Source organism: Streptomyces sp. NPDC054872, from assembly GCF_053610705.1.
On sequence record NZ_JBSGYY010000009.1, the window covers coordinates 136,069 to 159,250 of the forward strand.

Genomic DNA, 23,182 nt, shown 5'->3' on the forward strand with positions numbered 1-23,182 from the left:
TGTATGCAAGCGTGCCGACAACCGGTGAAGTTCCCGCTCCGCGCTCGGCGTAGTCGGCCCCGAAGTCCGGGTCGTGGTCGGCGTTGTCAGTGGGACAGTCCACAATGGTCGGCGTCAGATCCCGTTGATGCCCTGGCAGACACCCTGAAGGAGCCGCAGCAGCGATGGCCCGCCGCAGCACGAAGACCCCGCCGCCCGATGAGTCGTTCGAGGAGAAGATCCTCGACATCGACGTCGTCGACGAGATGCAGGGCTCCTTCCTCGAGTACGCGTATTCGGTCATCTACTCGCGCGCCCTGCCGGACGCCCGCGACGGCATGAAGCCGGTGCACCGGCGCATCGTCTACCAGATGAGTGAGATGGGCCTGCGCCCCGACCGCGGCTATGTGAAGTGCGCCCGCGTCGTCGGCGAGGTCATGGGTAAGTTGCACCCGCACGGCGACGCGTCGATCTACGACGCCCTGGTGCGCATGGCGCAGCCCTTCTCCATGCGCCTGCCGCTGGTGGACGGCCACGGCAACTTCGGCTCCCTCGGCAACGACGACCCGCCGGCCGCCATGCGGTACACCGAGTGCAAGATGGCCGACGCGACGTCCTTGATGACGGAGTCGATCGACGAGAACACCGTCGACTTCGAGTCGAACTACGACGGCCAGGAGCAGGAGCCGGTCACCCTCCCGGCGGCCTACCCGAACCTCCTGGTCAACGGCGCTTCGGGCATCGCCGTCGGCATGGCGACGAACATGCCGCCGCACAACCTCGGCGAGGTCATCGCCGCCGCCCGTCACCTGATCAAGCACCCCGGGGCCGACCTGGAGACGCTGATGCGTTTCGTGCCGGGTCCCGACCTGCCCACGGGCGGCCGCATCGTCGGCCTGTCCGGGGTCAAGGACGCGTACGAGTCGGGCCGCGGCACCTTCAAGATCCGCGCGACGGTGGCCGTCGAGAACGTGACCGCGCGCCGCAAGGGCCTGGTCGTCACCGAACTGCCCTTCTCCGTGGGCCCCGAGAAGGTCATCTCGAAGATCAAGGACCTGGTCGGCTCGAAGAAGCTGCAGGGCATCGCCGACGTCAAGGACCTCACGGACCGTTCGCACGGCCTGCGCCTGGTCATCGAGATCAAGAACGGCTTCGTCCCGGAGGCCGTCCTGGAGCAGCTCTACAAGCTGACGCCGATGGAGGAGTCCTTCGGCATCAACAACGTGGCCCTGGTGGACGGCCAGCCCCTCACGCTCGGCCTCAAGGAACTGCTCGAGGTCTATCTCGACCACCGTTTCAACGTCGTGCGACGCCGCAGCGAGTTCCGCCGCGGCAAGAAGCAGGCCAGGCTGCACCTGGTCGAGGGGCTCCTTGTCGCCCTCCTGGACATCGACGAGGTCATCCGCCTCATCCGCTCCAGCGACAACTCCGCGCAGGCCAAGGACCGCCTGATGGAGCGGTTCTCGCTGAGCGAGATCCAGACGCAGTACATCCTCGACACGCCGCTGCGCCGCCTCACCAAGTTCGACCGCATCGAGCTGGAGTCCGAGCGCGACAAGCTCAACGCCGAGATCGAGGAGCTGACCCGCATCCTGGAGTCGGACGCCGAGCTGCGCAAGCTGGTCTCCGCCGAACTGGCCGCCGTGGCCAAGAAGTTCGGCACGGACCGGCGCACGGTCCTCCTGGAGTCGGCGGGCACCCCGGCGCCCACCGTCTCGCTGCAGGTGGCGGACGACCCGTGCCGCGTGCTCCTCTCCTCGACCGGCCTCCTCGCGCGTACGGCCAACGGCGAGCCGTTCGCCGAGAGCGACACCAAGCGCGTCAAGCACGATGTGATCGTCTCCGCCGTGCCCGCGACCGCGCGGGGTGAGGTGGGCGCGGTGACGTCCGACGGACGCCTGCTGCGCCTCTCCGTGGTGGACCTGCCCCAGCTACCGGAGACGCATTCGGCGCCGAACCTTTCGGGAGGCGCACCGGTCTCGGAGCTGCTCTCCCTGGAGGCGGACGAGAAGCTGATCTGCCTGATGACCCTGGACGAGTCCTCACCGGGCCTGGCCCTCGGCACCGAACAGGGCGTGGTCAAGCGCGTCGTCCCGGACTATCCGTCCAACAAGGAAGAGCTGGAGGTCATCACCCTCAAGGACGGTGACCGGATCGTCGGCGCGGCCGAGCTGCGCACCGGCGAGGAGGACCTGGTCTTCATCACGGACGACGCCCAGCTACTTCGGTACCAGGCCTCGCAGGTCCGTCCGCAGGGCCGCCCCGCGGGCGGCATGACGGGCATCAAGCTCGCGGACGGCGTCAAGGTCATCTCCTTCGTGGCGGTGGACCCGGCCGTGGACGCCGTGGTCTTCACGGTGGCGGGCTCGCGCGGCACGCTCGACGACTCGGTGCAGACGACGGCAAAGGTGACGCCGTTCGACCAGTACCCCCGCAAGGGCCGCGCCACGGGTGGCGTACGCGTCCAGCGCTTCCTCAAGGGAGAGGATTGCCTGAGCTTCGCGTGGGCGGGCCCGACGCCACCGCTCGCGGCCCAGCGCAGCGGCCTGCCGGCGGAGCTGCCGGAGATCGACCCCCGCCGCGACGGCTCGGGCGTCTCCCTGGCGAAGCCGGTGGCGGCGGTGGCGGGCCCGGCGTAGCCGGCTACTCCGCCGGCTCGGGTTCCTGCACGTACCGCAGCACGCCCCACATGCCGTGCTCATCGGCACCGGTCTGTGGGGCGTGCTCGCGCGCGGCCTCCAGCTCCTTCTCCAGGGCGGGTACGTCGATGCCGGACCCGATGAACACGAGCTGGGTCAGCCGGGGCTCACCCGCGGCCCATGGCTCCGGGTAGAACCGCAGAAACCGCCCCACGGCGTGCACGGCGTACTTGTTGCGCGGGTCGTGGGCGCCGAAATCGACGTACCCCTTGATGCGGTAGAGCCCTTCGGGCCGACTGTCGAGGAGGGCCATGAACGGGCGGGGGCTCATGGGCACTTCGGAGGAGAAGGAGAGACTTTCGTAGGCGGAGTGCAGATGGCCATGGTGGTCACCGTCCGCGTCATGCTCATGCTGATGCAGGTCGTCGAAGGAGAGCTGCCCGAGGCGCTCGCCCACGGGTTTCCGGTCAAGGAGCAGCTCCACGTCGACGCGTCCGTGCGAGGCGGGGACGACGGCGGCACGATCGGTGAGCCCGCGGACGACACCGAGGACCCGCTCCCGCTCGTCTTCAGCGACTCGGTCGACCTTGTTGACGACGACAAGATCAGCGATGCCGAGGTGCCGGTCGACCTCGGGGTGCCGCTGCCGGATCGAGTCGAACTCGACGGCATCGACAACCTCGACGAGCCCGCCGTACACGATGTGCGGATTCTCGCTGGCGAGCACCATCTTCACGAGCTCCTGCGGCTCGGCAAGCCCACTGGCCTCGATGACGATGAGGTCGATCCGGGCGGAGGGCTGAGCGAGCTTCTCCAGATACGCGTCGAGCTCACTGGCGTCCACAGCGCAGCACAAACACCCGTTGCCGAGCGAAACGGTGGAGTCCCCGAGCTGCCCGGCAACGGCCATGGCGTCGATCTCGATGGCCCCGAAGTCATTGACGATCGCCCCGATACGGCTGCCACCGCTGCGGTGGAGCAGGTGATTGAGCAGGGTCGTCTTCCCCGAACCCAGGAAGCCGGTGAGGACGACGACCGGGATTTGCCCGGCACCCGGCTGAGTCAACGTGCGACCCCTTTCACACTGACGCGTGCACCGGCGTGAGCACCGGCTCTCGTACGACGAACGACTGCCGTCCCAGCATACGAGCGCGTAGAAAGCCCACGAAGTGAACGATTGTTAGCGGCGCAGCCGGGGCACACATCTGGCACGGCGCCGGGACATGCGACCACAGCTGCCTTCCGTGCGCCTCCTCTCCGCCTCCCTGCCGATCAGAGCCGCTCGGCATTCTGGAAGGCGGCAAGCGCGCCGCCCATCGCTCGCCGGTCCTCACCCTGTCGACCCGCATCCGACGACCGGCGGACGGTCGCCGATTCGGGGGTTGACATGGCCACACAGAAGCGTGGGACACGGAGGTTGGGGTGCACCGCTGCCGCGGGCCTTGCTTTCGCCGTCGGGGCACTCACGGTCCTGACCGCTCAGCAACGCAAGCACGGAGTGTGGGCGCTGCGACTGCACAACGCATGTGCAGACCGGCCCGATCGTCAGCAGAATGCCACCACCTTGATCGCGCAACAGCGACTGCAGTTCGACATGCTCAGCAAGGCGATGGACGACCCTGACTTGGCGGCTGTCCTGGACACCTTCGACGTGACTCTCGACCCCCGGACGCTCCGGCAGTACCTGTTCGCTAACGCGGTGTACACCAACGCACTGCTCTTCTGGCGCGTCGGCAACTTCAGCTGGGAAGAGGTACACGGGCATCTGCGCCTCATCTGCCAGAACCCGATCTTCCGCCGCTACTGGAAGGCCACTCAGCCGCACCGGGCCAGCCTGCTTGACGCTTCGGACGAGGCTCGCCTGGGCCGAATGGTCGACAAGCTCATACGGGATCTGGAGGAAGCGGACACCGACGAGTGGTGGGTGGTGGGTGAACCCCCAACCGAACAGGGCTAGTTCAGCCTTTCGAGAGTGTGCCACGCCGTGTTGACTCAGCTTGTCTCGGACACCACCAGTACCTAAGGTAAGCGCGCGCGTCCTACCCCAAACACGACTGTCCAAACTGCTTGCGACGTCCAGGTCTGCGCACTCAACCACTCCAGACTGGAAAACCGTTGAAGATCGTGCGCCGCATCGGTGCCTCTCCCCAGCAGCGGGGAAGCGCCTCAGGACAGTCATGCCCCGATGTCTTCGAACTCAGCGACGGAAACTTCGCCGTCATCGGGACAGAGGCAACAGCGACGCTCGAGAAAGAACTCCCGCCTGACGCCTCGCGAGCGGACTACGAACGCATCGTGATCGTGAGCCGCGAGACGCTGGTCCGCGCCAAGGGTGAGATCCCCGACTCTTAGCGGTAGTTGACGGGGTGGCAGAGCCCCATCAGTTCTGGCCCTGGCCACCACCATCCAGTTTCCCACCCCTGGCCCCGAGGGAAGAATCCCGCGGTCTCCAGGGGGAGGAACCATGGCACGCCAAACCAACTTGCGTTCAGCGCTCTCGATCTGCGCGTGGCTGACCACCGCCATCGCGGGCGTCGCACTGGTGGGCGTGGCCTCCGTCATCATCAGCGGCTGGCTCGCACGCGGCGCCGAAGCAGCCAGCGGAAGCCGTAAGGCCGCGGAGGAACGCAGCCTCCTCGGGGACTACTTCGGCGGCGTGAGCGCCGTCTTCTCCGGGATCGCGCTACTGCTCCTCATCGTCACGCTGCTGTTCCAGCAACGCGAACTGCAGTTTCAGCGCCGAGAGCTCGCGATGCAGCGTGAAGAGATGGTCGCCTCGCGCACCGAACTGCGCCGGAGCGCGGAGGCCGACATGCGGGCTCTGCACATGCAGCTGACACAGATGGCGATGGACGACCCCTCACTGGCCGAGGTCTGGAATGACTACGCAGGTGCGTCGGACACCGAACTCCGGCAGAACCTCTTCGCCAACCTCGTTTACAGCCACTTCGTGCTCGCGCTCAGTTGGGGCAGCTACTCGGAGGACGATCTGGTGATTTACGCCCAGAATCTCCTCGCAAGTCCCGTTTTTCTGCGCTACTGGACCGCCTCTCGCGCAGGCAAGGCCGGTGCGCCACCGGAGAGCCCCGAGGGTCGCCTTTTCCGGGTCTTCGATCAGGCTCTGACCGACCGCCATGGAGGGGCGCCCCCGCCCACCTCGTGAGCGGGGAAATGGACGAGCGGTGGCGGAGTGGCTGAACGCGCCCCGCCGCCGCACGCTCAGGCGAACGCCGGAACCTCCTCGGGCGCCACCGCCCCCACATACCGCGCCGCCGGCCGAATAATCTTCGAGTCCTCCGCCTGCTCCAGGACGTTGGCCCCCCAACCCACCACCCGCGCCGCCGCGAAGGTGGGCGTGAACATCTCCCGGGGCAGGCCGCACAGCTCCATGACGACGCCCGCGTAGAACTCCACGTTCGTGTGCAGCTCGCGGCCCGGCTTCAGTTCGGCGAGGATCGCCTCCACCTGGCGCTCGACCTCGACCGCGAACTCCACCATGGGCCCGCCGAATTGCCGCGCGATACCCCGCAGCATGCGTGAACGCGGGTCCTCCGTGCGGTACACGGGGTGGCCGAAGCCCATGATCCGGTCCCCCGCGAGCACCCGCTCACGGATCCAGCCGTCGATGCGATCGGGCGTGCCGATGGCGTCCAGCGTGTCCAGCGCCCGGCTCGGCGCCCCACCGTGCAGCGGACCCGACAACGCGCCCACGGCCCCCACCAGACAGGCCGCGACATCCGCCCCGGTCGACGTGATCACCCTCGCCGTGAACGTGGACGCGTTGAAGCCGTGGTCAATGGTTGAGATCAAGTACTGCTCGATCGCCCTCGCACGCTCCGGATCCGGTTCCGAACCCGTCAGCATGTAGAGGTAGTTGGCGGCGTAGGAGAGGTCCTCGCGCGGCTCAACGGGGACGAGCCCCTGGCCGAGCCGGTACAGCGCGGTGAGCAGCGTCGGCACGACAGCGGACGCGGCGAGCGCGTCGGCACGGCGCCGGTCGCCGTCGATGTCGTACACCGGGCGGAAACCCTTTGCCGCACCGAAGAGCGACAGCGCCGTACGCAGTCCGGAGAGCGGCCCCGACAGGGCGCTGGCGCGGGCTATGGCGGGCAGCGCGGCACGTACCTCCTCGGGCAGGCGGCGGAGGCCCGCGGTCTGCTCGACGAAGGCGGCTCGCTGCCCCCCGTCCGGCAGCTCGCCATGGAACATCAGGTGCCAGACGTCCTCGAAGCCGCGGGTCTGCGCGAGCTCGACGGCCGAGTACTGGCGGTAGTGGTAGAAGCCCTCGTGTCCCCTGACGTCCCCGAGCCGGGTCTCGGTCACGACGACGCCCGCGAGCCCGCGGGGAACCTCCACGGGACTGCTGGGGGTGGTGGTGGAGCCATTGATCGGCATGTTCTTCCTCGACTTCCTCCCTGGACTTGATTTGACTGTCCATGCTTGACTGAGTCATTGTCAATATTGATTGAATCAATCTAGGGTCGGAGTGGATACGGTGACGCCATGACGGATCAAGAGGCCGCCCCCAAGGAAGGCCGACGCCTGAGCACCCGGGAAGCCGCGGAACTGCTCGGCGTGAAGCAGGAGACCGTGTACGCCTACGTGAGCCGCGGCCAGCTCAGCAGTCGCCGTGGCCCCGGCTCCCGGGGCAGCACCTTCGACGCCAAAGAAGTCGAGTCGCTCGCCCGCAGGAACCGCCGGGAGCCCGCCGCCACCTCCGCGAGCAGCGAACTCTCCGTCCGCACCCGCATCACGCTCATCGACAAGGACCGCTACTACTACCGCGGCGTCGACGCGACGGAACTCTCCCTGGCGCACTCCTACGAAGAGGTCGCCGAGTGGCTGTGGACGGGTGTCATGCGTCCCGGAATCCGCTTCACCGCCCCCGGGGAGACCGCGGACGCCGCACGCCGTGCCGTCGACGCGCTCCCCGAGCACAGCGGCCCGACCGACCGCCTCCGTGTGGCCGCCATCGCGGCCGCCGCGGCCGACCCCCTCCGCTTCGACCTCTCCGAAGAAGCCGTCATCGGCACCGCACGCACCCTCATCCCCACGCTCGTCACGGCACTGCCCCCGGTGAGCCGCGCCCATCGGGACGAGGGCCCACTGGCCCACCGGCTGTGGGCACGGCTGAGCGGCCGACAGCCCCAGGAAGCCCAGCTGCACGCCCTGGACACCGCGCTCGCGCTGCTCGTCGACCACGACCTCGCCGCATCGACGCTCGCCGTCCGCGTCGCCGCATCCGCCCGCGCCCACCCGTACGCAGCCGTGTCGGCCGGCCTCGGCGTCCTGGAGGGCCCCCTGCACGGCGCGGCGAGCGGCCTCGCGCACCGCATGCTCCTGGACGTCCTTGACCGCGGCAGCGCGGCCCCCGTAGTGGCCGACGAGCTTCGCGCGGGCCGCCGCGTCCCCGGCCTCGGCCACCGGCTCTACCCCGGCGACGACCCGCGCGCAGAGGCCCTGTTCACGCTTCTGGAGGCGATCCCCGAGGCAGGGCCCGCCCTCGCGGCGGCGCGCGACGTGGTGGCCACCACGGCTCGCCACACGGACCTGCACGCCAATGTCGACCTGGCCCTCGCCGTCCTGACCGCCTCCTCCGGGATGCCCGCCGAGGCGGGTGAGACGATCTTCGCCGTGGCGCGCACGGCCGGCTGGATCGCACACGCCCTGGAGGAGTACGAGGAACGTCCGCTGCGCATGCGCCCCAGCGGGCAGTACGTCGGACTGCGTCCGCCCCAGGCCATGCCCGTGCCCGACGGGGGATGAATCAGCCCAGACCCGGCGCGGGTTAGGCTCGCCTCTGTGAGTACGTGCGCCACCGCTTCGCGGGACCTGGACGAGCCTCTCGCGGGGACCGCGGCCACCGCCAGGACCTGGCTGCTCCTTGAACAGCCGGGCCCGTGGGGCGCCAGAGCGCTCACTTCGAGCCACCTGGATCCGGAAGTGGGCCGCGCCCTTGAGGCCGCCGCCGAGGGAACAGGCGTACGGGTCGCGCTCATCCGCCGCCCCGGCCGCCACGCCGACAGCCACCCCTCGGCACGCCGACGGGTGTACGTGGCGCACACCGCGCCCGGCAACAGCTGGCTGCGCGGACACGTCACGGACAGGCCGGAGGAGCTGCTCGGCCTCGACTTCACGGCTCTGGGCGCGGGCGACCACGGCGGATTCGGCGCCCCGCACACCGGCGACCCGCTCGCCCTGGTCTGCACGAACGGCAAACGTGACCGTTGCTGCGCGCTCCTGGGCAGGCCACTCGCCGCCGAACTCGCCACGTCAGGTGAACAAGGCGTCTGGGAAGTCACTCATCTGGGTGGTCACCGCTTCTCCCCCACGCTCCTTGTCCTGCCCTACGGCTACGCATACGGCCACTCCGATCAGGCCGCCGTCAAAGGCATCCTCGAAGCGGTGCGTACGGGGCGGGTCGTCACCGAGGGCTGCCGGGGCAGTTCCGCCTGGGAGCGCCCCGGACAGGCCGCCGAACTCGCGGTGCGCGCCACGGCGGGCGAGGAGGCGGCGGGCGCCCTGAGCGTCGTCCACACGGACGGCACGGCCCCGCGCTGGGGCGTGACCGTGGCCCACACCGACGGGCGGCGCTGGCGCGTGACGGTCGCCCAGGGATCCTCCCAGCCGCCCAGACCGGAGAGCTGCGGCGCGGCACTTGCGGCCCCGGCTCGCATGGATGTCGTGGCGGTGCGGCTGCTCGGGGACGGAGCCGCACAGGAGATCCCCGCCACAGTCACTTCGGAGTAGCCCTCCGCTCGCCGTACCGTTCGTACACATGAGCCCGACCTCCCCTGCCCGAAGACTCCGCCTCGGCCTGCCGCGGCGCGTGTTCTCGCAGGTGCTGCTCATGCAGCTGGCGATCGCCGCCGGGGTCGCCGTGCTCGCGACGGGGCTCTTCCTCGCGCCGCTCAGCGATCAACTGGACGACCAGGCGATGCGTCGCGCGCTCGCCATCGCCCAGACCACGGCCGCCCAGCCGCAGATCGCCGACGACCTCCGCTCCTCGAAGCCCGCCGTCGACGGGCCCGTGCAGACGGAAGCGGAACGCATCCGGCGTGCCAGTGGCGCGGAGTACGTCGTGATCATGAACAAGGACGGCGTGCGCTGGTCCCACACGGACCATGGCCAGATCGGCCGCATCGTCTCCACCGACCCCAGCGAGGCGCTCGCCGGGGACGAGGTCATGGAGATCGACGACGGCACCCTGGGCCGCTCGGCTCGCGGCAAGGTGCCGCTGCGGGAGATCGACGGGGACATCGTGGGAGCCGTCTCCGTCGGCATCGAGTACGACAGTGTCCGCGCCCGGCTGATCCACGCGATCCCCGGGCTCTTCGCCTACGCGGGTGGGGCGCTCGCCGTCGGCGCCCTCGCCGCCTATCTGATCTCACGCAGGGTGCAGCGACAGACCCGTGACCTGGCCTTCTCCGATATCTCGGCACTCCTTGCGGAACGCGAGGCGATGCTGCACAGCATCCGCGAGGGCGTGGTGGCCCTGGACCGCGCGGGCCGCGTACGCCTGCTCAACGACGAGGCCCAGCGTCTCCTCGGACTCGGCGCGGCAGCCATCGGGCAACCGCTCGACACCGCGCTCGGCCCGGGGCGTACGACCGACGTGCTCGCCGGACGGGTCACCGGCACCGACCTCCTGACCGTCCGCGGTCAGCGTGTCCTCGTCGCCAACCGCATGCCCACGGACGACGGCGGCGCCGTCGCCACCCTGCGTGACCGCACCGAACTGGAGCAGCTGGGCCGCGAACTCGACTCCACCCGCGGTCTCATCGACGCGCTGCGGGCCCAGGACCACGAACACGCCAACCGCATGCACACCCTGCTCGGCCTCCTGGAACTGGAGATGTACGAGGAGGCGGCGGAGTTCGTCGGCGAGGTGGCGGGCGCGCACCGGGTGACCGCCGAACAGATCACGGAGAAGATCGGCGACCCGCTGCTCGCCGCGCTCCTGGTGGGCAAGGCCACGGTCGCCGCGGAGCGCGGGGTCGTCCTCGCCGTTCCGCGCGACACCGCGCTGCCCGACCGGCTGATCGATCCCGGCGGTCTGGTCACCATCGTCGGCAATCTGGTCGACAACGCGCTCGACGCGGCGGCGGGCACCCTCCACGCGCGCGTGGAGGTCGATGTACGCACGGAGGGACGCGCCGTCGTGCTGCGGGTGAGCGACACGGGCCCTGGCGTACCGCCCGGACAACGCGAGACGATCTTCACCGAGGGCTGGTCCACCAAGGAGCCGCCGGCACACGGCAAGCGCGGCATCGGGCTCGCCCTGGTCCGCAGGCTCGCCGAACGGCAGGGCGGCAGCGCACGGGCCGACGCCTCCCCCGAAGGGGGCGCCGAGTTCACCGTCGTCCTGCCCGAAGCGCTCGCCCAGCCCGAACTGGACCCGACGTCCGAACCGGCCCGCACGGAGGAGACACGATGATCGAGGTTCTCGTCGTGGACGACGACGTCCGGGTCGCGGACGTCAACGCCGCCTACGTGACGAAAGTCCCCGGTTTCCGGGTGGCCGCGAAGGCCCACAGCGCGGCCGAGGCCCTGCGGCTCGTCGAGGAGCTCCCGGTCGACCTGGTACTCCTCGACCACTATCTGCCGGACCGGACGGGCCTCGCCGTGGTCCGTACGCTGCGTGAGCGCGGCCACCAGACCGACGTGATCATGGTGACCGCCGCGCGCGACGTCGCCACCGTGCAGGCCGCGATGCGCCACGGAGCCCTGCAGTACCTGGTCAAGCCGTTCTCGTACGCGGGACTTCGCGCGAAGCTCGACGCGTACGCGACCTTGCGCCGCACCCTGGACGGCGGGGGCGAGGCCGAGCAGGCCGAGGTCGACCGCATCTTCGGCGCCCTCTCGGCGACTCCGGCGCCGGAGCTGCCCAAAGGCCACTCCCCCACCACGGCGGAGCTGGTCCGCAGGGCCCTGATGGGCGCGGAAGGTCCGCTGTCCGCCCAGGAGTTGGCCGACCGCACCCGGCTGAGCCGCCAGACGGCCCAGCGCTATCTGAAGCTCCTCGAGCGCTCGGGGCGCGTCCGGCTCAGCCTCAAGTACGGCGACACGGGCCGCCCGGAGCACCGCTACGAGTGGGCGTCCAGCGCCTCCTAGCCACCCGTGGCGGGCAGTTACGCCGCTCCCGCCCCGGTGAGCGAGCGCACCTCGGTCTCCGCGTGCTTGGCCTCGTCCGCGGGCTCCGACGAGGTGACGGTGCCCAGCCATCCGGCCAGGAAGCCCAGCGGGATGGAGACGAGCCCGGGGTTCTCCAGCGGGAAGTACTGGAAGTCCACTCCCGGGAAGAGCGAGCTCGGCCCTCCGGAGACCACGGGTGACAGCACGACGAGCACCAGGGCGGGCACCAGTCCGCCGTAGACCGACCAGACCGCTCCCCGCGTGGTGAAGTTCCGCCAGAACAGCGAGAAGAGCAGCACGGGCAGATTCGCGGACGCGGCGACCGCGAAGGCCAGGCCGACCAGGAACGCCACGTTGAGATCCCGGGCGAGCAGCCCCAGGCCGATCGCGACCACACCGATCCCGGCGGCCGCGAGGCGCGCCACCGCCACCTCGCTGCGCGGCTTCGCGTGCTTGCGCCGCAGCGACGCGTACAGGTCGTGGGCCACCGATGCCGAGGAGGCGAGCGTGATCCCGGCGACGACGGCGAGGATCGTGGCGAAGGCGATCGCGGCGACGATCGCGAAAAGAACCGTTCCTCCCGTGGAGTCCGCGCCGCCGCCCAGATCGAGCGCGAGCAGCGGGACCGCCGTGTTCCCCGCGGCGTTCGATCCCCGCACGGCATCGGACCCCACGATCGCGGCGGCGCCGAAGCCGAGCACGATCGTCATCAGGTAGAAGCTGCCGATGAGGCCGATGGACCAGACGACGGAACGGCGGGCGGCCCGCGCGGTCGGCACCGTGTAGAAGCGGGAGAGGATGTGCGGCAGCCCGGCCGTGCCGAGGACGAGTGCGAGTCCGAGACTGATGAAGTCCAGGCGCGAGGTCCAGTCGCTGCCGTACCTCAACCCGGGCGCGAGGAACTGACTGCCGTGTCCGCTGCGATCGGCGGCGGTTCGCAGCAACTGGTCGAAGTCGCCGTGGAAACGCAGGAGCACGAGCACGGTCAGCGCGATCGCGCCGCACATCAGCAGGACCGCCTTGACGATCTGGATCCAGGTGGTGGCCCGCATCCCTCCCAACGACACGTAGATGACCATGAGCGCACCGACGCCGATCACCGTCCAGGTCTGCGCCGCCTCGCTCGTCCCGCCGAGCAGCAGCGCGACCAGTGAGCCCGCCCCCACCATCTGCGCCACCAGGTAGAGAACGGACACGGTCACCGAGGAAGTTCCCGCCGCGATGCGCACGGGCCGCTCCCTCATCCGTGCGGCCACGACATCGGCGAGCGTGAACCGGCCGCAGTTGCGCACCAGTTCGGCCACCAGGAACAGCACGACCAGCCAGGCGACGAGGAAACCCACCGAGTAGAGCAACCCGTCGTACCCGAAGAGCGCGATCAGCCCGGAGATGCCGAGGAAGGAGGCGGCCGACATGTAGTCGCCCGCGATGGCGAATCCATTCTCCATGGGCGAGAAGAGCCGGCCGCCCGCGTAGAACTCCTCCGCCGAACCGTGCCGGTTGCGGCTCACCCACGTCGTGATGGCGAGCGTGACGGCCACGAACACGCCGAACAGCAGCAGGGCGAGTGTCTGGTGGTCCCCGGTCATCGCTCGCTCCCCCGGGCCAGTTCCTGCTCCCGCTTCTGCTCGAACACGGCCCAGCGCAGATCGAGCGCCGCGTGATCCCTGCGCAGCCGGGCGTGGCGGGCGTACGCCCAGGTCAGCAGGAAGGTGGTGAGGAACTGGCCGAGGCCGGCGAGCATCGCGACGTTCACGGCTCCGGCGACCGGGCGTGCCATCAGCCCCGGTGCCGTCGTCGCGGTCACGACGTACGCGACGTACCAGGTGAAGAAGAGGGCCACTCCGGGGAAGACGAACCGCCGATACCGGCCGCGCACCTCCTGGAAGGCAGCACTGCGCTGGACCTCCAGATAGATGTCGGCGGCGCTCGCGGCCCGCTCCGGCGCGGCCCGGGGCGCCACCACGGGCGCCGGCGCGCCCGTGCCGTCCAGCTCACCCCAGCCGGACGCAAGCGCGTCGTACCAGGGATCCCTCGGATCTCCGGTCCGCGCCGGCCCCGCATCGCGCCCGTCGTGCTTCTCCACCGAACTCTCCTTGTCCGCAGCCTTGTTCGGCCGCGTGCCCAAGGATGGACAGAACGGGAAGATCCCTGACTCTTCTCTCCCTGCTCTTCACCCCATCAGGTGAAGGACCTCATCAATGGCCCCCACAAATGGAACGTGGGTGGAGCCAAGAGGCTCCACCCACGGTGGAATGCGTCCCGCGCGAGCGCTACGCGTCGATGCGCGAACGGTCCAGCGTCGCCGCCGAGCTCGTGATGAACTCCTTGCGGGGCGCCACGTCATTGCCCATCAGCAGATCGAAGACCTGCTCGGCGGCGTCCAGGTCGCCGATGTTGACCCGCCGCAGGGTGCGGAAGCGGGGGTCCATGGTGGTCTCCGCCAGCTGATCGGCGTCCATCTCTCCGAGGCCCTTGTAGCGCTGGATGGAGTCCTTGAAGCGGATCCCCTTGCGCTGGTATTCCAGGAGCGTCTCGCGCAGCTCGTTGTCCGAGTACGTGTAGACGTACTTGTCCTGGCCCTTCTTCGGCTGTACCAGCTCGATCCGGTGCAGGGGCGGCACGGCCGCGAAGACCCGGCCCGCCTCCACCATCGGACGCATGTAGCGCTGGAACAGGGTGAGCAGCAGGATCCGGATGTGCGCGCCGTCCACATCGGCGTCGACGAGCAGGATGATCTTTCCGTAGCGCGCCGCGTCGATGTCGAAGGTCCGGCCTGACCCAGCCCCTATGACCTGGATGATCGCGCCGCACTCGGCGTTCTTCAGCATGTCCGTGACGGACGCCTTCTGAACGTTGAGGATCTTGCCGCGGATCGGCAGGAGGGCCTGGAACTCGGAATTCCGCGCCAGCTTGGCGGTGCCGAGCGCGGAGTCTCCCTCGACGATGAAGAGCTCGCTGCGCTCCACGTCGTCGCTGCGGCAGTCGGCGAGCTTGGCGGGCAGCGAGGAGGACTCCAGGGCCGTCTTACGGCGCTGGGCGTCCTTGTGCTGCCGCGCCGCGATGCGCGTACGGGCGGCGGCGACGGCCTTCTCCATCACGGCACGCGCCTGCGCCTTGGCGTCGCGCTTGGTGGACGTCAGGAACGCCTTGAGCTCCTTGGCGACGACGTTGGAGACGATGCGGTTGGCCGCCGACGTGCCGAGCACCTCCTTGGTCTGGCCCTCGAACTGCGGCTCGGCGAGACGGACCGTGATGACCGCGGTCAGCCCCTCCAGGGCGTCGTCCTTGACGATGTCGTCCTCGGCGACGCGCAGCACCTTCTGGGTGCGCAGCACCTCGTTCATCGTCTTCGTGAGGGAGCGCTCGAAGCCCGTCACGTGGGTGCCGCCCTTGGGGGTGGCGATGATGTTGACGAAGGACCGCAGCGTCGTGTCGTAACCCGTGCCCCAGCGAAGGGCGATGTCCACGGCGAGCTCACGGGTGACCTCGGTGGGAGACATCTGGCCGTGGTCGTCGAGGACCGGGACGGTCTCCTTGAAGGTGCCCTGCCCGGTGAGGCGGAGGACGTCGCAGACGGCCTTGTCCTGGGCCAGGTACTCGCAGAACTCGCTGATGCCGCCGTCGAAGCGGAAGGATTCCTCGCCCTTGGTACCGCCCTCTCCGAGGCCGTACTCGTCGCGCACGACGATGGTCAGGCCGGGCACCAGGAACGCGGTCTGCCGGGCGCGCTGGTGCAGCGTCTCGAGGTTGAGCTTGGCGTCCTTGAGGAAGATCTGGCGGTCGGCCCAGTAGCGCACGCGCGTGCCGGTGCGCGTCTTGGGGATCTTCTTGGCCTTGCGCAGCTTGGCCGACGAGTCGAAGTCGGCGTCGGGGCCGGGCTTGGCGAAGGCCCCGGGGACGCCACGACGGAAGCTGATCGCGTGGGTGTGCCCGTGGAGGTCCACCTCCACGTCGAGGCGAGCGGACAGGGCATTCACCACGGAGGCACCCACACCGTGCAGACCGCCGGAAGCAGCGTAGGCGCCACCTCCGAACTTTCCGCCCGCGTGGAGCTTGGTCATGACGACCTCGACTCCGGAGAGGCCGGTCTTGGGCTCGACATCCACCGGGATGCCTCGGCCGTTGTCGCGGACCTCTACGGAGGCGTCGTCGTGGAGGATGACTTCGATGTGGTCGCAGTAGCCGCCCAGGGCCTCGTCGACGGAGTTGTCGATGATCTCCCAGAGGCAGTGCAGCAGGCCACGGCTGTCCGTCGACCCGATGTACATGCCAGGACGCTTGCGAACGGCCTCGAGCCCCTCCAGGACGAGCAGGTGCCGCGCGGTGTAGTTGGAACCGTCCCGGTCTGCTCCGGTCAGCAATGCTGTGGACGGCACGGACGTCTCGGCGGTCACGCGGTTCGCTCCTCGCTGAATTTCAAAAGGGGCCTCTTGGGGTAAGGCCCCGGCTTCGGTTGCCGCTCAGAGGGTACCGAGGCCTGGTAGAGCCGTTGTAACGCCACCCTCGTCACTCCTCACACTAGTCCAGTGCCGCACGCTTGTTCGATCCCTCGATTGAGTGAAGCGCACGTCACGTTCCCTTCCAGGCATGAACCATTTAGGCTCCGGGCACGTCCTCATGAACAACCGGCAACCCAGCCGGCGGACGACCGACCTGACAGACAGCGCGAAACCGTACGACACGTTAGAGACGTAATACGGCACATTCGCCGCCAACCGGCAGCAGACAGCCGCCTCGGAAAAAACTTCGAGGAAAAGCCACGAGCGGGAACGTTTTCGGCCTGGTTGGATGTTGACCCTGGTACGACAGCTCGTCGAGCTAGAGAAGAGGCGACGTGACTACTGTTCTGACCCCCGCGAGCCCCCTGACGGCCGCTGATCGCTGCGACCGCTGCGGCGCCCAGGCATACCTGCGCGTCGTCCTGTTGAGCGGCGGTGAACTGCTCTTCTGCGCCCACCACGGCCGCAAGTTCGAGCCGGAACTCAAGAAGATCGCCGCTGAGATACAGGACGAGACGGAGCGGCTGACGGCCGTCCCGGAGACCAACGACGAGGATCGCTGACACCTCGCACCCACGACGAGCGATCCGGCGCACGCCAGGCCGGTGACCGGGCGGCCGACCCTGCCAACCCCAGGGTCGGCCGCCCGCTCGCGTTACAGGGGCGCCCAGGCGCCTTCTCGGCGGTCTCTCGCGGCGCCCCATACCCCCCACGCGGACAACTCCCGTACTTCAGCCGCGCGAATCGACCGCCTGTGCGGCGCTCGAGACTCGCGTGTAGACCCCGGGGCTCCCGGCCCGCCCACAGCCGCTCCCCCACGACACCAGGCCGATCAGCCGCCCCCGCGCGACCAGCGGGCCGCCGCTGTCCCCCTGGCAGGCGTCTCGGCCGCCCTCAAGTTCCCCCGCGCACAGCATGGATGCGGCCGAGTACGTTCCGTCAGAATTGCCCGGATAGGCCTCCTTGCAGGTGGCATCAGGCAGTACGCGTACCTGCGCGGAGTGCAACGTCCGCGCGTAGTCGCCCGATCCCGTGGTGTCACCCCACCCGTAGACCTCCGCACGCGTGCCGGGTGCGTACGCCTGGTCCCCCGCGGCCGCCATACCGATGACGTAGCCCTGCGGAAGCGGTTTGGCCAGCGACACAACGGCGTAGTCGCCGGAGTTCGACGAACTGTCGTACTCCGGATTGACCTTCACCTCACGCACCGGAACCTCGCGGCCCTGCGCTCTCCCCAGATCGTCCCGGCCGGCGATCACCTTCAGGTCACTCATCTCGCCCAGCCGTACTCCGAGGACTTCCTCCCCCAGGCAGTGGGCCGCCGTGAGGACCGTGGACCGCCCGACCACCACACCTCCGCAGAACTGTCCCGAACGCGTACCCCCGAACCGGTCACGGCTGGACAGCGCCACCACCCAGGGACTGTCGGCCACCCGGACCGGACCGCCGCCGACGACGACGCTGTCGGCGGCCGCGGGGGTCGTGGAGGCCAACGGCAGCGCCACCACCGGGGCCACAAGGGCCAGCGTCGCCGTGAATGTTCGGGCGATAGGACGAGGCATGCGATCTCCTCACTCTGGGTTCTCGTGAAACACCCACAGTGATCCAGTGCGTCACACCCCGCACCCGCGCCACGCGCGTCCGCGTCGCGGCGGTGCGTCACGGGGTGGTGCGTCACGCGGCGGCCGCGCCGGACAAACAGAAGACCCGGGGCCTCGCGTGAGGTCCCGGGTCTTCTTCGTGGAGCGCTGGTGACTAGTCGAGGTAGTCGCGCAGGACCTGCGAACGCGACGGGTGGCGCAGCTTCGACATCGTCTTCGACTCGATCTGACGGATGCGCTCACGCGTCACTCCGTAGACCTTGCCGATCTCGTCGAGGGTCTTCGGCTGGCCGTCCGTGAGACCGAAGCGCATAGAGACCACGCCCGCCTCACGCTCGGACAGGGTGTCGAGCACGGAGTGCAGCTGCTCCTGAAGGAGCGTGAAGCTGACCGCGTCGGCCGGAACGACCGCTTCGGAGTCCTCGATGAGGTCACCGAACTCGCTGTCGCCGTCCTCACCCAGGGGGGTGTGGAGGGAGATCGGCTCACGGCCGTACTTCTGGACCTCGATGACCTTCTCGGGGGTCATGTCGAGTTCCTTGGCCAGCTCCTCCGGGGTGGGCTCACGGCCCAGGTCCTGGAGCATCTGGCGCTGCACGCGCGCGAGCTTGTTGATGACCTCGACCATGTGCACCGGGATACGGATGGTGCGGGCCTGGTCGGCCATCGCGCGGGTGATCGCCTGACGGATCCACCAGGTGGCGTACGTGGAGAACTTGTAGCCCTTGGTGTAGTCGAACTTCTCGACCGCGCGGATCAGACCGAGGTTGCCCTCCTGGATGAGGTCCAGGAACAGCATGCCGCGGCCGGTGTAGCGCTTGGCCAGGGAGACCACCAGACGGAGGTTGGCCTCCAGGAGGTGGTTCTTGGCGCGGCGCCCGTCCTCGGCGATGATCTCCAGCTCGCGCTTCAGCTTCGGGGCGAGCTTGTCGGCGTTGGCCAGCTTGTCCTCGGCGAACAGGCCGGCCTCGATGCGCTTGGCGAGCTCGACCTCCTGCTCGGCGTTGAGCAGCGGGACCTTGCCGATCTGCTTCAGGTAGTCCTTGACGGGGTCGGCGGTGGCACCGGCCGCGGCGACCTGCTGGGCCGGGGCGTCGTCCTCGTCCTCGTCGGACAGCACGAAGCCTGCCTGGGGACCTTCCTCCGTGGCCTCGCCCTCACCGGGCTTGCCCTTGGCGGTCGTCTCCTCAGTGGCCTCGTCGTCCACCATCTCGTCGTCCTGCTTGGACGTCTTCTTGGCCGTCGCCTTCTTGGCGACGGTCTTCTTGGCGACGGCCTTCTTCGCCGTCGTCTTCTTGGCGGCGACCTTCTTCGCGGGCGCGTCCTCAGCGGCGACATCCACGGCCGACGCCTCGGGGGCGGCGGACGCGGTGGCCTGCTTCGCCGTGGCCGTCTTGGCCGCGACGGTCTTGGTCGCGGTGCGCTTGGCCGGGCTCTTCGCTGCGACGCTCTTGCGGGGGCGTTTCGGCTCCGCGGCACTGACCATCAGCGTCACACCCTCTTCCTCGAGGATCTGGTTGAGGCTGCGCAGAACGTTCTTCCACTGAGTGGCCGGAATCTGGTCAGCTTCGAAGGCACGACGCACGTCATCGCCGGCGATCTGCCCATCAGCCTTTCCCCGCTCGATGAGCGCCATGACAGAGACGGATTCGGCGATCTCCGGCGGGAGCGTACGGGATGTGCTGGCCGACACGAACAACCTCTCGGAACGTTGGAAAACGGCTTCCGGCCCCGTCCATTGTGGACCAGGACCGACGACCGACGACTAGGGATGGGCCGACGGCGCAGGCGGGGCCGGGGAGCTACACAGCGCCGCGAACGACTGCTGTATTCCCTCCTCGGCTATCACCTCTTAGGTCATCGCGCTGCCCCGACGAGCGTTACGCCCAATCTACGTGGCCCGAGTCACACCCCGTAAGCGCGTAAAAGCGGCCAGATACGGTCAGACATGTGCAGACCTGAGCTCTGACGGCCCTCCGACCCGCAACGACCGCGTCGCCGGGTCCCTGCCGGATCCCCGAGGAACCCGCAGAAGCCCGGCGACGCCACCGCGCCAACGGAGTGATGAGGTCGTGCCGCGGAGCGCATCAGCCGGCCGTACGAACGCAGACCCGGCCGTCAGTGCTCGCGGGGGGCGGGCACGACGCGCTCCACCTCCGGGTGGACGGTGAGCAGCTGGCGCATGGCGGCCTCGGCGCCGGCGCCGTCCCCCGCGCCGAGGGCGTCGGCGATGCGCGAGTGGTGCGCCAGGGACGCCTCGGTGGGGCGGTCACAGCCGGTGATGGGGCCGCCCGAGACCTGGAGCGCGGCCGAGACGATGCCCGACAGGTGCTCCAGCATGCGGTTGCTCGCGAGCTGGATGAGCAGCGAGTGGAACTCCGCGTCGGCACGGGAGAAGGTGATTCCGTCGCCCTGGCTCAGGGCATGGCCCATGATCTCGACCATGTCGGCGAGCCGCTGCTGCACCTCCTCGCGGCCGTGGCCCGCGGCGAGCCGCGCGGCGAGGGGCTCGATCGTCCAGCGCAGCTCGCTGAGTTCGCGGCGCTGGTCGTCGCGCTGCGGCCCGAACGCGCGCCATTCGATGATGTCCGGGTCCAGGAGGTTCCAGTCACTGACGGGGCGCACGCGCGTGCCGACATTGGGCCTGGCGCTGACCAGGCCCTTGGCCTCGAGTACACGCAGCGATTCCCGGACGACGGTGCGGGAGACCTCGAACCGCTGGCCGATCTCCTCGGGGACCAGCGGGCGGTCTGCTCCGAGGTCTCCGGAGACGATCATCTGGCCGAGCTGCTGGACGAGTTGGCCGTGCAGTCCGCGGCCGCGGCTGCCGGCGGTGCGTCGTCCGACGCGGCCGAGATCGTGGTCGGCGCTGTCCCAGGAGGGCGCGACGACGCGGTCGGCACCCGGGGCCTCGGCGTAGGGGTAGCGGTCGAGTTCGCCCGGGCCGGCGAGGCCGGAGTCTGCGGAGCGGGCGGCGGTCATCATGGTGTGCGCAAGGGTACTCACGGAATTCTTTGTCGGCGTGGCTCCCAAGTCCCTTGAGGTCTTTGGTGAAAAGCACACGAAAGGGTGATCGCTTACCCCGCCGCAATTGACGCCTTATCGGAAAGAAATGGGCGTTCTCCGGGGGAGTTGTGCGCAGCACGTGAACGGAACCGACGGACGGTTGTCATCGAGCCCTGCCGCGCATCCCGGTGAGCAGATATGCGCAGAGCAGTGCGGTCAGCGACAACGTCAGGGCACTGCCGACGGGTTGAGCGACCATCCGGACTCCACCGGCCAGATATCGCTCGACACCGAAGGGCCATTGCACCAGTGCGAGGTCGCGCAGCCTCCCGGGGAGCCCCGCCGCCGATCGCACAGACGGTCCCTCCAAGGCCTTTTGTACGAGCGGTACGACGACGATCGGCACCGCGAGAACCGCGGCGAGACCGGCGGTCGTGGACCGGAAGACTCCTCCGGCGAGGACCCCCGCCCAGGCGCAGCCACCCACCAGGCCGACCCAACTCACGCTCATCGAAAGCCAGTCGGCGGGAACTTTCGCGACCTCTTCTCCGTATACAAGGTGCAGGAGAGCGGCGTCGGAGACCAGGACGAGCAAGCTCAGCAGGAGTGCGGTGGCGGCCGCGACGGTCAACTTGGCGCTGAGCAGCCCCAAGCGACGGGGGACGGTGCCCCGGTCGGCAGCCAGGGCGGGGTGGCGGAATTCCTCGCCGAAGGCGAGGGCGCCGAGCAGTCCGGCGCCGAGCGCCGCGGGCGGCAGGGGAAGTTCCTGCGGCCAGGCGGCCAGCAGCTGGGGCTGCGGCGTGTGACCGCTCCTGGCGAGGAAGACGCAGATCACGGCGGAGACGGCGAGCACAGCGGCCGTGGTGAGGTAACCGGTGCCCACACCGGCGGCGCGGCGCAGTTCGTAGCGCAAGGGCCGAAGAGGGCTGCGGGCGGGGCGGACCGAGATGGGGGGCGGCAAGTGGGATGGCGCCGCGGGGACAGGCTGGGGGGTGACGGCGGCTGCGACCGGTTCCGAGGTGGCGAGTGGGATGAGGTTCTCGGGCGCGGAGTGGTTCTCTTCCGCGGGCACGATCTTGTCCGCGGGCACGATCTCGGCCCCAGCCCGGTTCGAGGCTTCGGGTACGGCTCCCGACGGTGTGTGGGCTGCCGCCGCTGACGTATCCGCAACTACGGCTGCGGTGGCGATCTCAGGGGCGGGAGCGGGCGCGGGACAGGCATCAGGTTCGGGAGAGGGACTGCCGGCCTCAGCCGCCGTGGGCCCCGCATCCCCGATCTCGTCGGCGAGTTGGTGGACGAGGATTCCGTGACGGAAGGCTGTCTCTCCGATGTCGGCACAGTTGCTGCCGTACACCGAGAGCCGGTTGCCGTCCTCCTTCACCACCTCGATGGAGCGCTGCCCGGCGCGGGCCTCCTTGGACAGCAGCACCCCGAGCCGTGCCGCATGCGGACTGCGCACCGCGACCCGGGGGCGCAGCCGGGTGCGGGCGAAGTCCCTGGCTTCCTGATCGGCCACCAGCCGGCCCGCTTCCAGCGTCACGACGCGATCGGCGGTCCGCGCGGCTTCCTTGGGGTCGGCAGTGGAGAACAGGACGGTCCCGCCCTGGGCGGCGTGCGCGCGCAGAACGCTGTGCAGCCAGCCGCCCTCACGGGCCGAGAGTCCATCGGCGGGGTCGTCCAGGACGAGTGTGTGCGGGTCGGCGAGCAGCGCGCAGGCGAGGCCGAGACGACGGTCCATGCCGCGCGAGAGCGTGCCGAGGCGCTGATCGCGAAGGCTCACCAGGCCGACGACTTCGAGCACCTCGTCGGCGCGCTGGACGGGCATACCTGCGGCCGCGCACAGCATGCGCAGCTGCCCCCGGACCGTACGGCCGGGGTGTCCGGGAACCTCGCCCAGAAGGACACCCACCTCGCGTGACGGGTAGGTGATGCGGTGCAGCGGGCGCCCTCTGAAGTAGGTGACACCTCGGCCCTGTTGGAGTTCGAGCATGAGCCTCAGCGCCGTCGTCTTACCGGCGCCCTGCGCGCCGAGCAGTGCCGTGACACGGCCTGTTCGCGCCTCGAAGGACACGTCGTCGACGGCAGGCGGCAGCTCCTGGCGGGGATTGCTTGTCAGTCCGATGGCCTGGATCATCGCTTCTCTCGCAGGATGTGCGACCGCTCGACGGCCAGGATTCGTCCGCCGGGTCGGGGACGGACGAACCCCGTGGGTACGTCAGCAAGATAACGCGATATTTCTGGCATTTCGGTCAGGGCGTGGGCCGCGGGTGTTCATCACGCCGCCGGACCGACAGATGACCGGCGGGGCGACCAGCGGAGC

The 23,182-nt window shown here is 69.3% G+C and carries 18 protein-coding genes; 9 read left to right on the plus strand and 9 right to left on the minus strand.

What is annotated here, in order from left to right; genetic code table 11:
• Positions 1 to 164: 164 nt before the first annotated feature.
• On the plus strand, positions 165 to 2,618 hold the full coding sequence (locus ACWGIH_RS13655) for a DNA gyrase/topoisomerase IV subunit A (protein WP_453443362.1): 2,454 nt from the start codon (positions 165 to 167) through the stop codon (positions 2,616 to 2,618).
• Positions 2,619 to 2,622: 4 nt separating this feature from the next.
• Here ACWGIH_RS13655 and ACWGIH_RS13660 read toward each other — a convergent pair whose 3' ends face one another.
• Positions 2,623 to 3,684 carry a CobW family GTP-binding protein gene (locus tag ACWGIH_RS13660; protein WP_453443363.1) on the minus strand — a complete coding sequence of 354 codons (1,062 nt, stop codon included), beginning with the start codon at positions 3,682 to 3,684 and terminating at the stop codon, positions 2,623 to 2,625.
• A 321-nt stretch (positions 3,685 to 4,005) separates the two neighbouring features.
• Here ACWGIH_RS13660 and ACWGIH_RS13665 point away from each other — a divergent pair, with 321 nt between their 5' ends.
• The 3 genes from ACWGIH_RS13665 (at position 4,006) to ACWGIH_RS13675 (ending at position 5,781) form a co-directional block, all read left to right on the plus strand.
• Positions 4,006 to 4,575 carry a DUF6082 family protein gene (locus ACWGIH_RS13665; RefSeq protein WP_453443364.1) on the plus strand — a complete coding sequence of 190 codons (570 nt, stop codon included), beginning with the start codon at positions 4,006 to 4,008 and terminating at the stop codon, positions 4,573 to 4,575.
• Between the two features lie 158 nt (positions 4,576 to 4,733).
• Positions 4,734 to 4,970, plus strand: coding sequence for a hypothetical protein (locus ACWGIH_RS13670; protein WP_453443365.1), 237 nt, complete (start codon positions 4,734 to 4,736; stop codon positions 4,968 to 4,970).
• Between the two features lie 112 nt (positions 4,971 to 5,082).
• The gene (locus ACWGIH_RS13675) at positions 5,083 to 5,781 is read left to right on the plus strand and encodes a DUF6082 family protein (protein WP_453443366.1); all 699 of its coding nucleotides are present in this window, start codon (positions 5,083 to 5,085) and stop codon (positions 5,779 to 5,781) included.
• Positions 5,782 to 5,837: 56 nt separating this feature from the next.
• On the opposite strand, the gene ACWGIH_RS13680 is transcribed toward ACWGIH_RS13675, so the two are convergent.
• Positions 5,838 to 7,013 carry a citrate synthase gene (locus ACWGIH_RS13680; RefSeq protein ID WP_453443368.1) on the minus strand — a complete coding sequence of 392 codons (1,176 nt, stop codon included), beginning with the start codon at positions 7,011 to 7,013 and terminating at the stop codon, positions 5,838 to 5,840.
• A gap of 108 nt (positions 7,014 to 7,121) precedes the next feature.
• Here ACWGIH_RS13680 and ACWGIH_RS13685 point away from each other — a divergent pair, with 108 nt between their 5' ends.
• The 4 genes from ACWGIH_RS13685 to ACWGIH_RS13700 are packed head-to-tail and all read left to right on the plus strand — an operon-like array spanning position 7,122 to position 11,732.
• Positions 7,122 to 8,384, plus strand: coding sequence for a citrate synthase family protein (locus ACWGIH_RS13685; RefSeq protein WP_453443369.1), 1,263 nt, complete (start codon positions 7,122 to 7,124; stop codon positions 8,382 to 8,384).
• Positions 8,385 to 8,420: 36 nt separating this feature from the next.
• Positions 8,421 to 9,368, plus strand: a complete 948-nt coding sequence (locus ACWGIH_RS13690; protein ID WP_453443371.1) for a sucrase ferredoxin — start codon at positions 8,421 to 8,423, stop codon at positions 9,366 to 9,368.
• A gap of 28 nt (positions 9,369 to 9,396) precedes the next feature.
• Positions 9,397 to 11,055 (plus strand): sensor histidine kinase, encoded by a 1,659-nt coding sequence (locus ACWGIH_RS13695; protein WP_453443372.1) that lies wholly within the window; start codon positions 9,397 to 9,399, stop codon positions 11,053 to 11,055.
• A complete protein-coding gene (locus ACWGIH_RS13700) occupies positions 11,052 to 11,732 on the plus strand; it encodes a response regulator (RefSeq protein ID WP_453443373.1) in 681 nt (226 codons plus the stop codon). Before ACWGIH_RS13695 ends, ACWGIH_RS13700 begins: the two co-directional genes overlap by 4 nt.
• A 17-nt stretch (positions 11,733 to 11,749) precedes the next feature.
• Here the strand turns inward: ACWGIH_RS13700 and ACWGIH_RS13705 are convergent, their stop codons facing one another.
• From ACWGIH_RS13705 to ACWGIH_RS13715, 3 genes are all read right to left on the minus strand, one after another.
• The gene (locus tag ACWGIH_RS13705) at positions 11,750 to 13,342 is read right to left on the minus strand and encodes a solute symporter family protein (RefSeq protein WP_453443374.1); all 1,593 of its coding nucleotides are present in this window, start codon (positions 13,340 to 13,342) and stop codon (positions 11,750 to 11,752) included.
• Positions 13,339 to 13,839, minus strand: a complete 501-nt coding sequence (locus ACWGIH_RS13710; protein ID WP_453443376.1) for a DUF485 domain-containing protein — start codon at positions 13,837 to 13,839, stop codon at positions 13,339 to 13,341. The genes ACWGIH_RS13705 and ACWGIH_RS13710 overlap by 4 nt, the downstream gene beginning before the upstream one ends.
• Positions 13,840 to 14,026: 187 nt before the next feature.
• Complete coding sequence (locus ACWGIH_RS13715; protein WP_453443377.1) at positions 14,027 to 16,150, minus strand: DNA gyrase/topoisomerase IV subunit B; 2,124 nt, start codon at positions 16,148 to 16,150, stop codon at positions 14,027 to 14,029.
• Between the two features lie 440 nt (positions 16,151 to 16,590).
• Between ACWGIH_RS13715 and ACWGIH_RS13720 the strand changes: the two genes are divergently transcribed.
• Complete coding sequence (locus ACWGIH_RS13720; RefSeq protein ID WP_160507629.1) at positions 16,591 to 16,818, plus strand: DUF7455 domain-containing protein; 228 nt, start codon at positions 16,591 to 16,593, stop codon at positions 16,816 to 16,818.
• A 168-nt stretch (positions 16,819 to 16,986) separates the two neighbouring features.
• Here ACWGIH_RS13720 and ACWGIH_RS13725 read toward each other — a convergent pair whose 3' ends face one another.
• The 4 genes from ACWGIH_RS13725 to ACWGIH_RS13740 all read right to left on the minus strand — a co-directional run bounded on the left by ACWGIH_RS13725 (position 16,987) and on the right by ACWGIH_RS13740 (position 22,996).
• Positions 16,987 to 17,817: a serine protease gene (locus ACWGIH_RS13725; RefSeq protein WP_453443378.1), complete on the minus strand. Its 831-nt coding sequence runs from the start codon at positions 17,815 to 17,817 to the stop codon at positions 16,987 to 16,989.
• A gap of 193 nt (positions 17,818 to 18,010) precedes the next feature.
• Positions 18,011 to 19,555, minus strand: a complete 1,545-nt coding sequence (locus tag ACWGIH_RS13730; RefSeq protein ID WP_453443380.1) for an RNA polymerase sigma factor — start codon at positions 19,553 to 19,555, stop codon at positions 18,011 to 18,013.
• A 419-nt stretch (positions 19,556 to 19,974) separates the two neighbouring features.
• Positions 19,975 to 20,862 carry a FadR/GntR family transcriptional regulator gene (locus ACWGIH_RS13735; RefSeq protein WP_453443381.1) on the minus strand — a complete coding sequence of 296 codons (888 nt, stop codon included), beginning with the start codon at positions 20,860 to 20,862 and terminating at the stop codon, positions 19,975 to 19,977.
• 163 nt (positions 20,863 to 21,025) lie between these two features.
• Entirely contained in the window at positions 21,026 to 22,996 is a 1,971-nt protein-coding gene (locus ACWGIH_RS13740; protein WP_453443383.1) for an ATP-binding cassette domain-containing protein, read from the minus strand.
• Between the last annotated feature and the right edge of the window lie 186 nt (positions 22,997 to 23,182).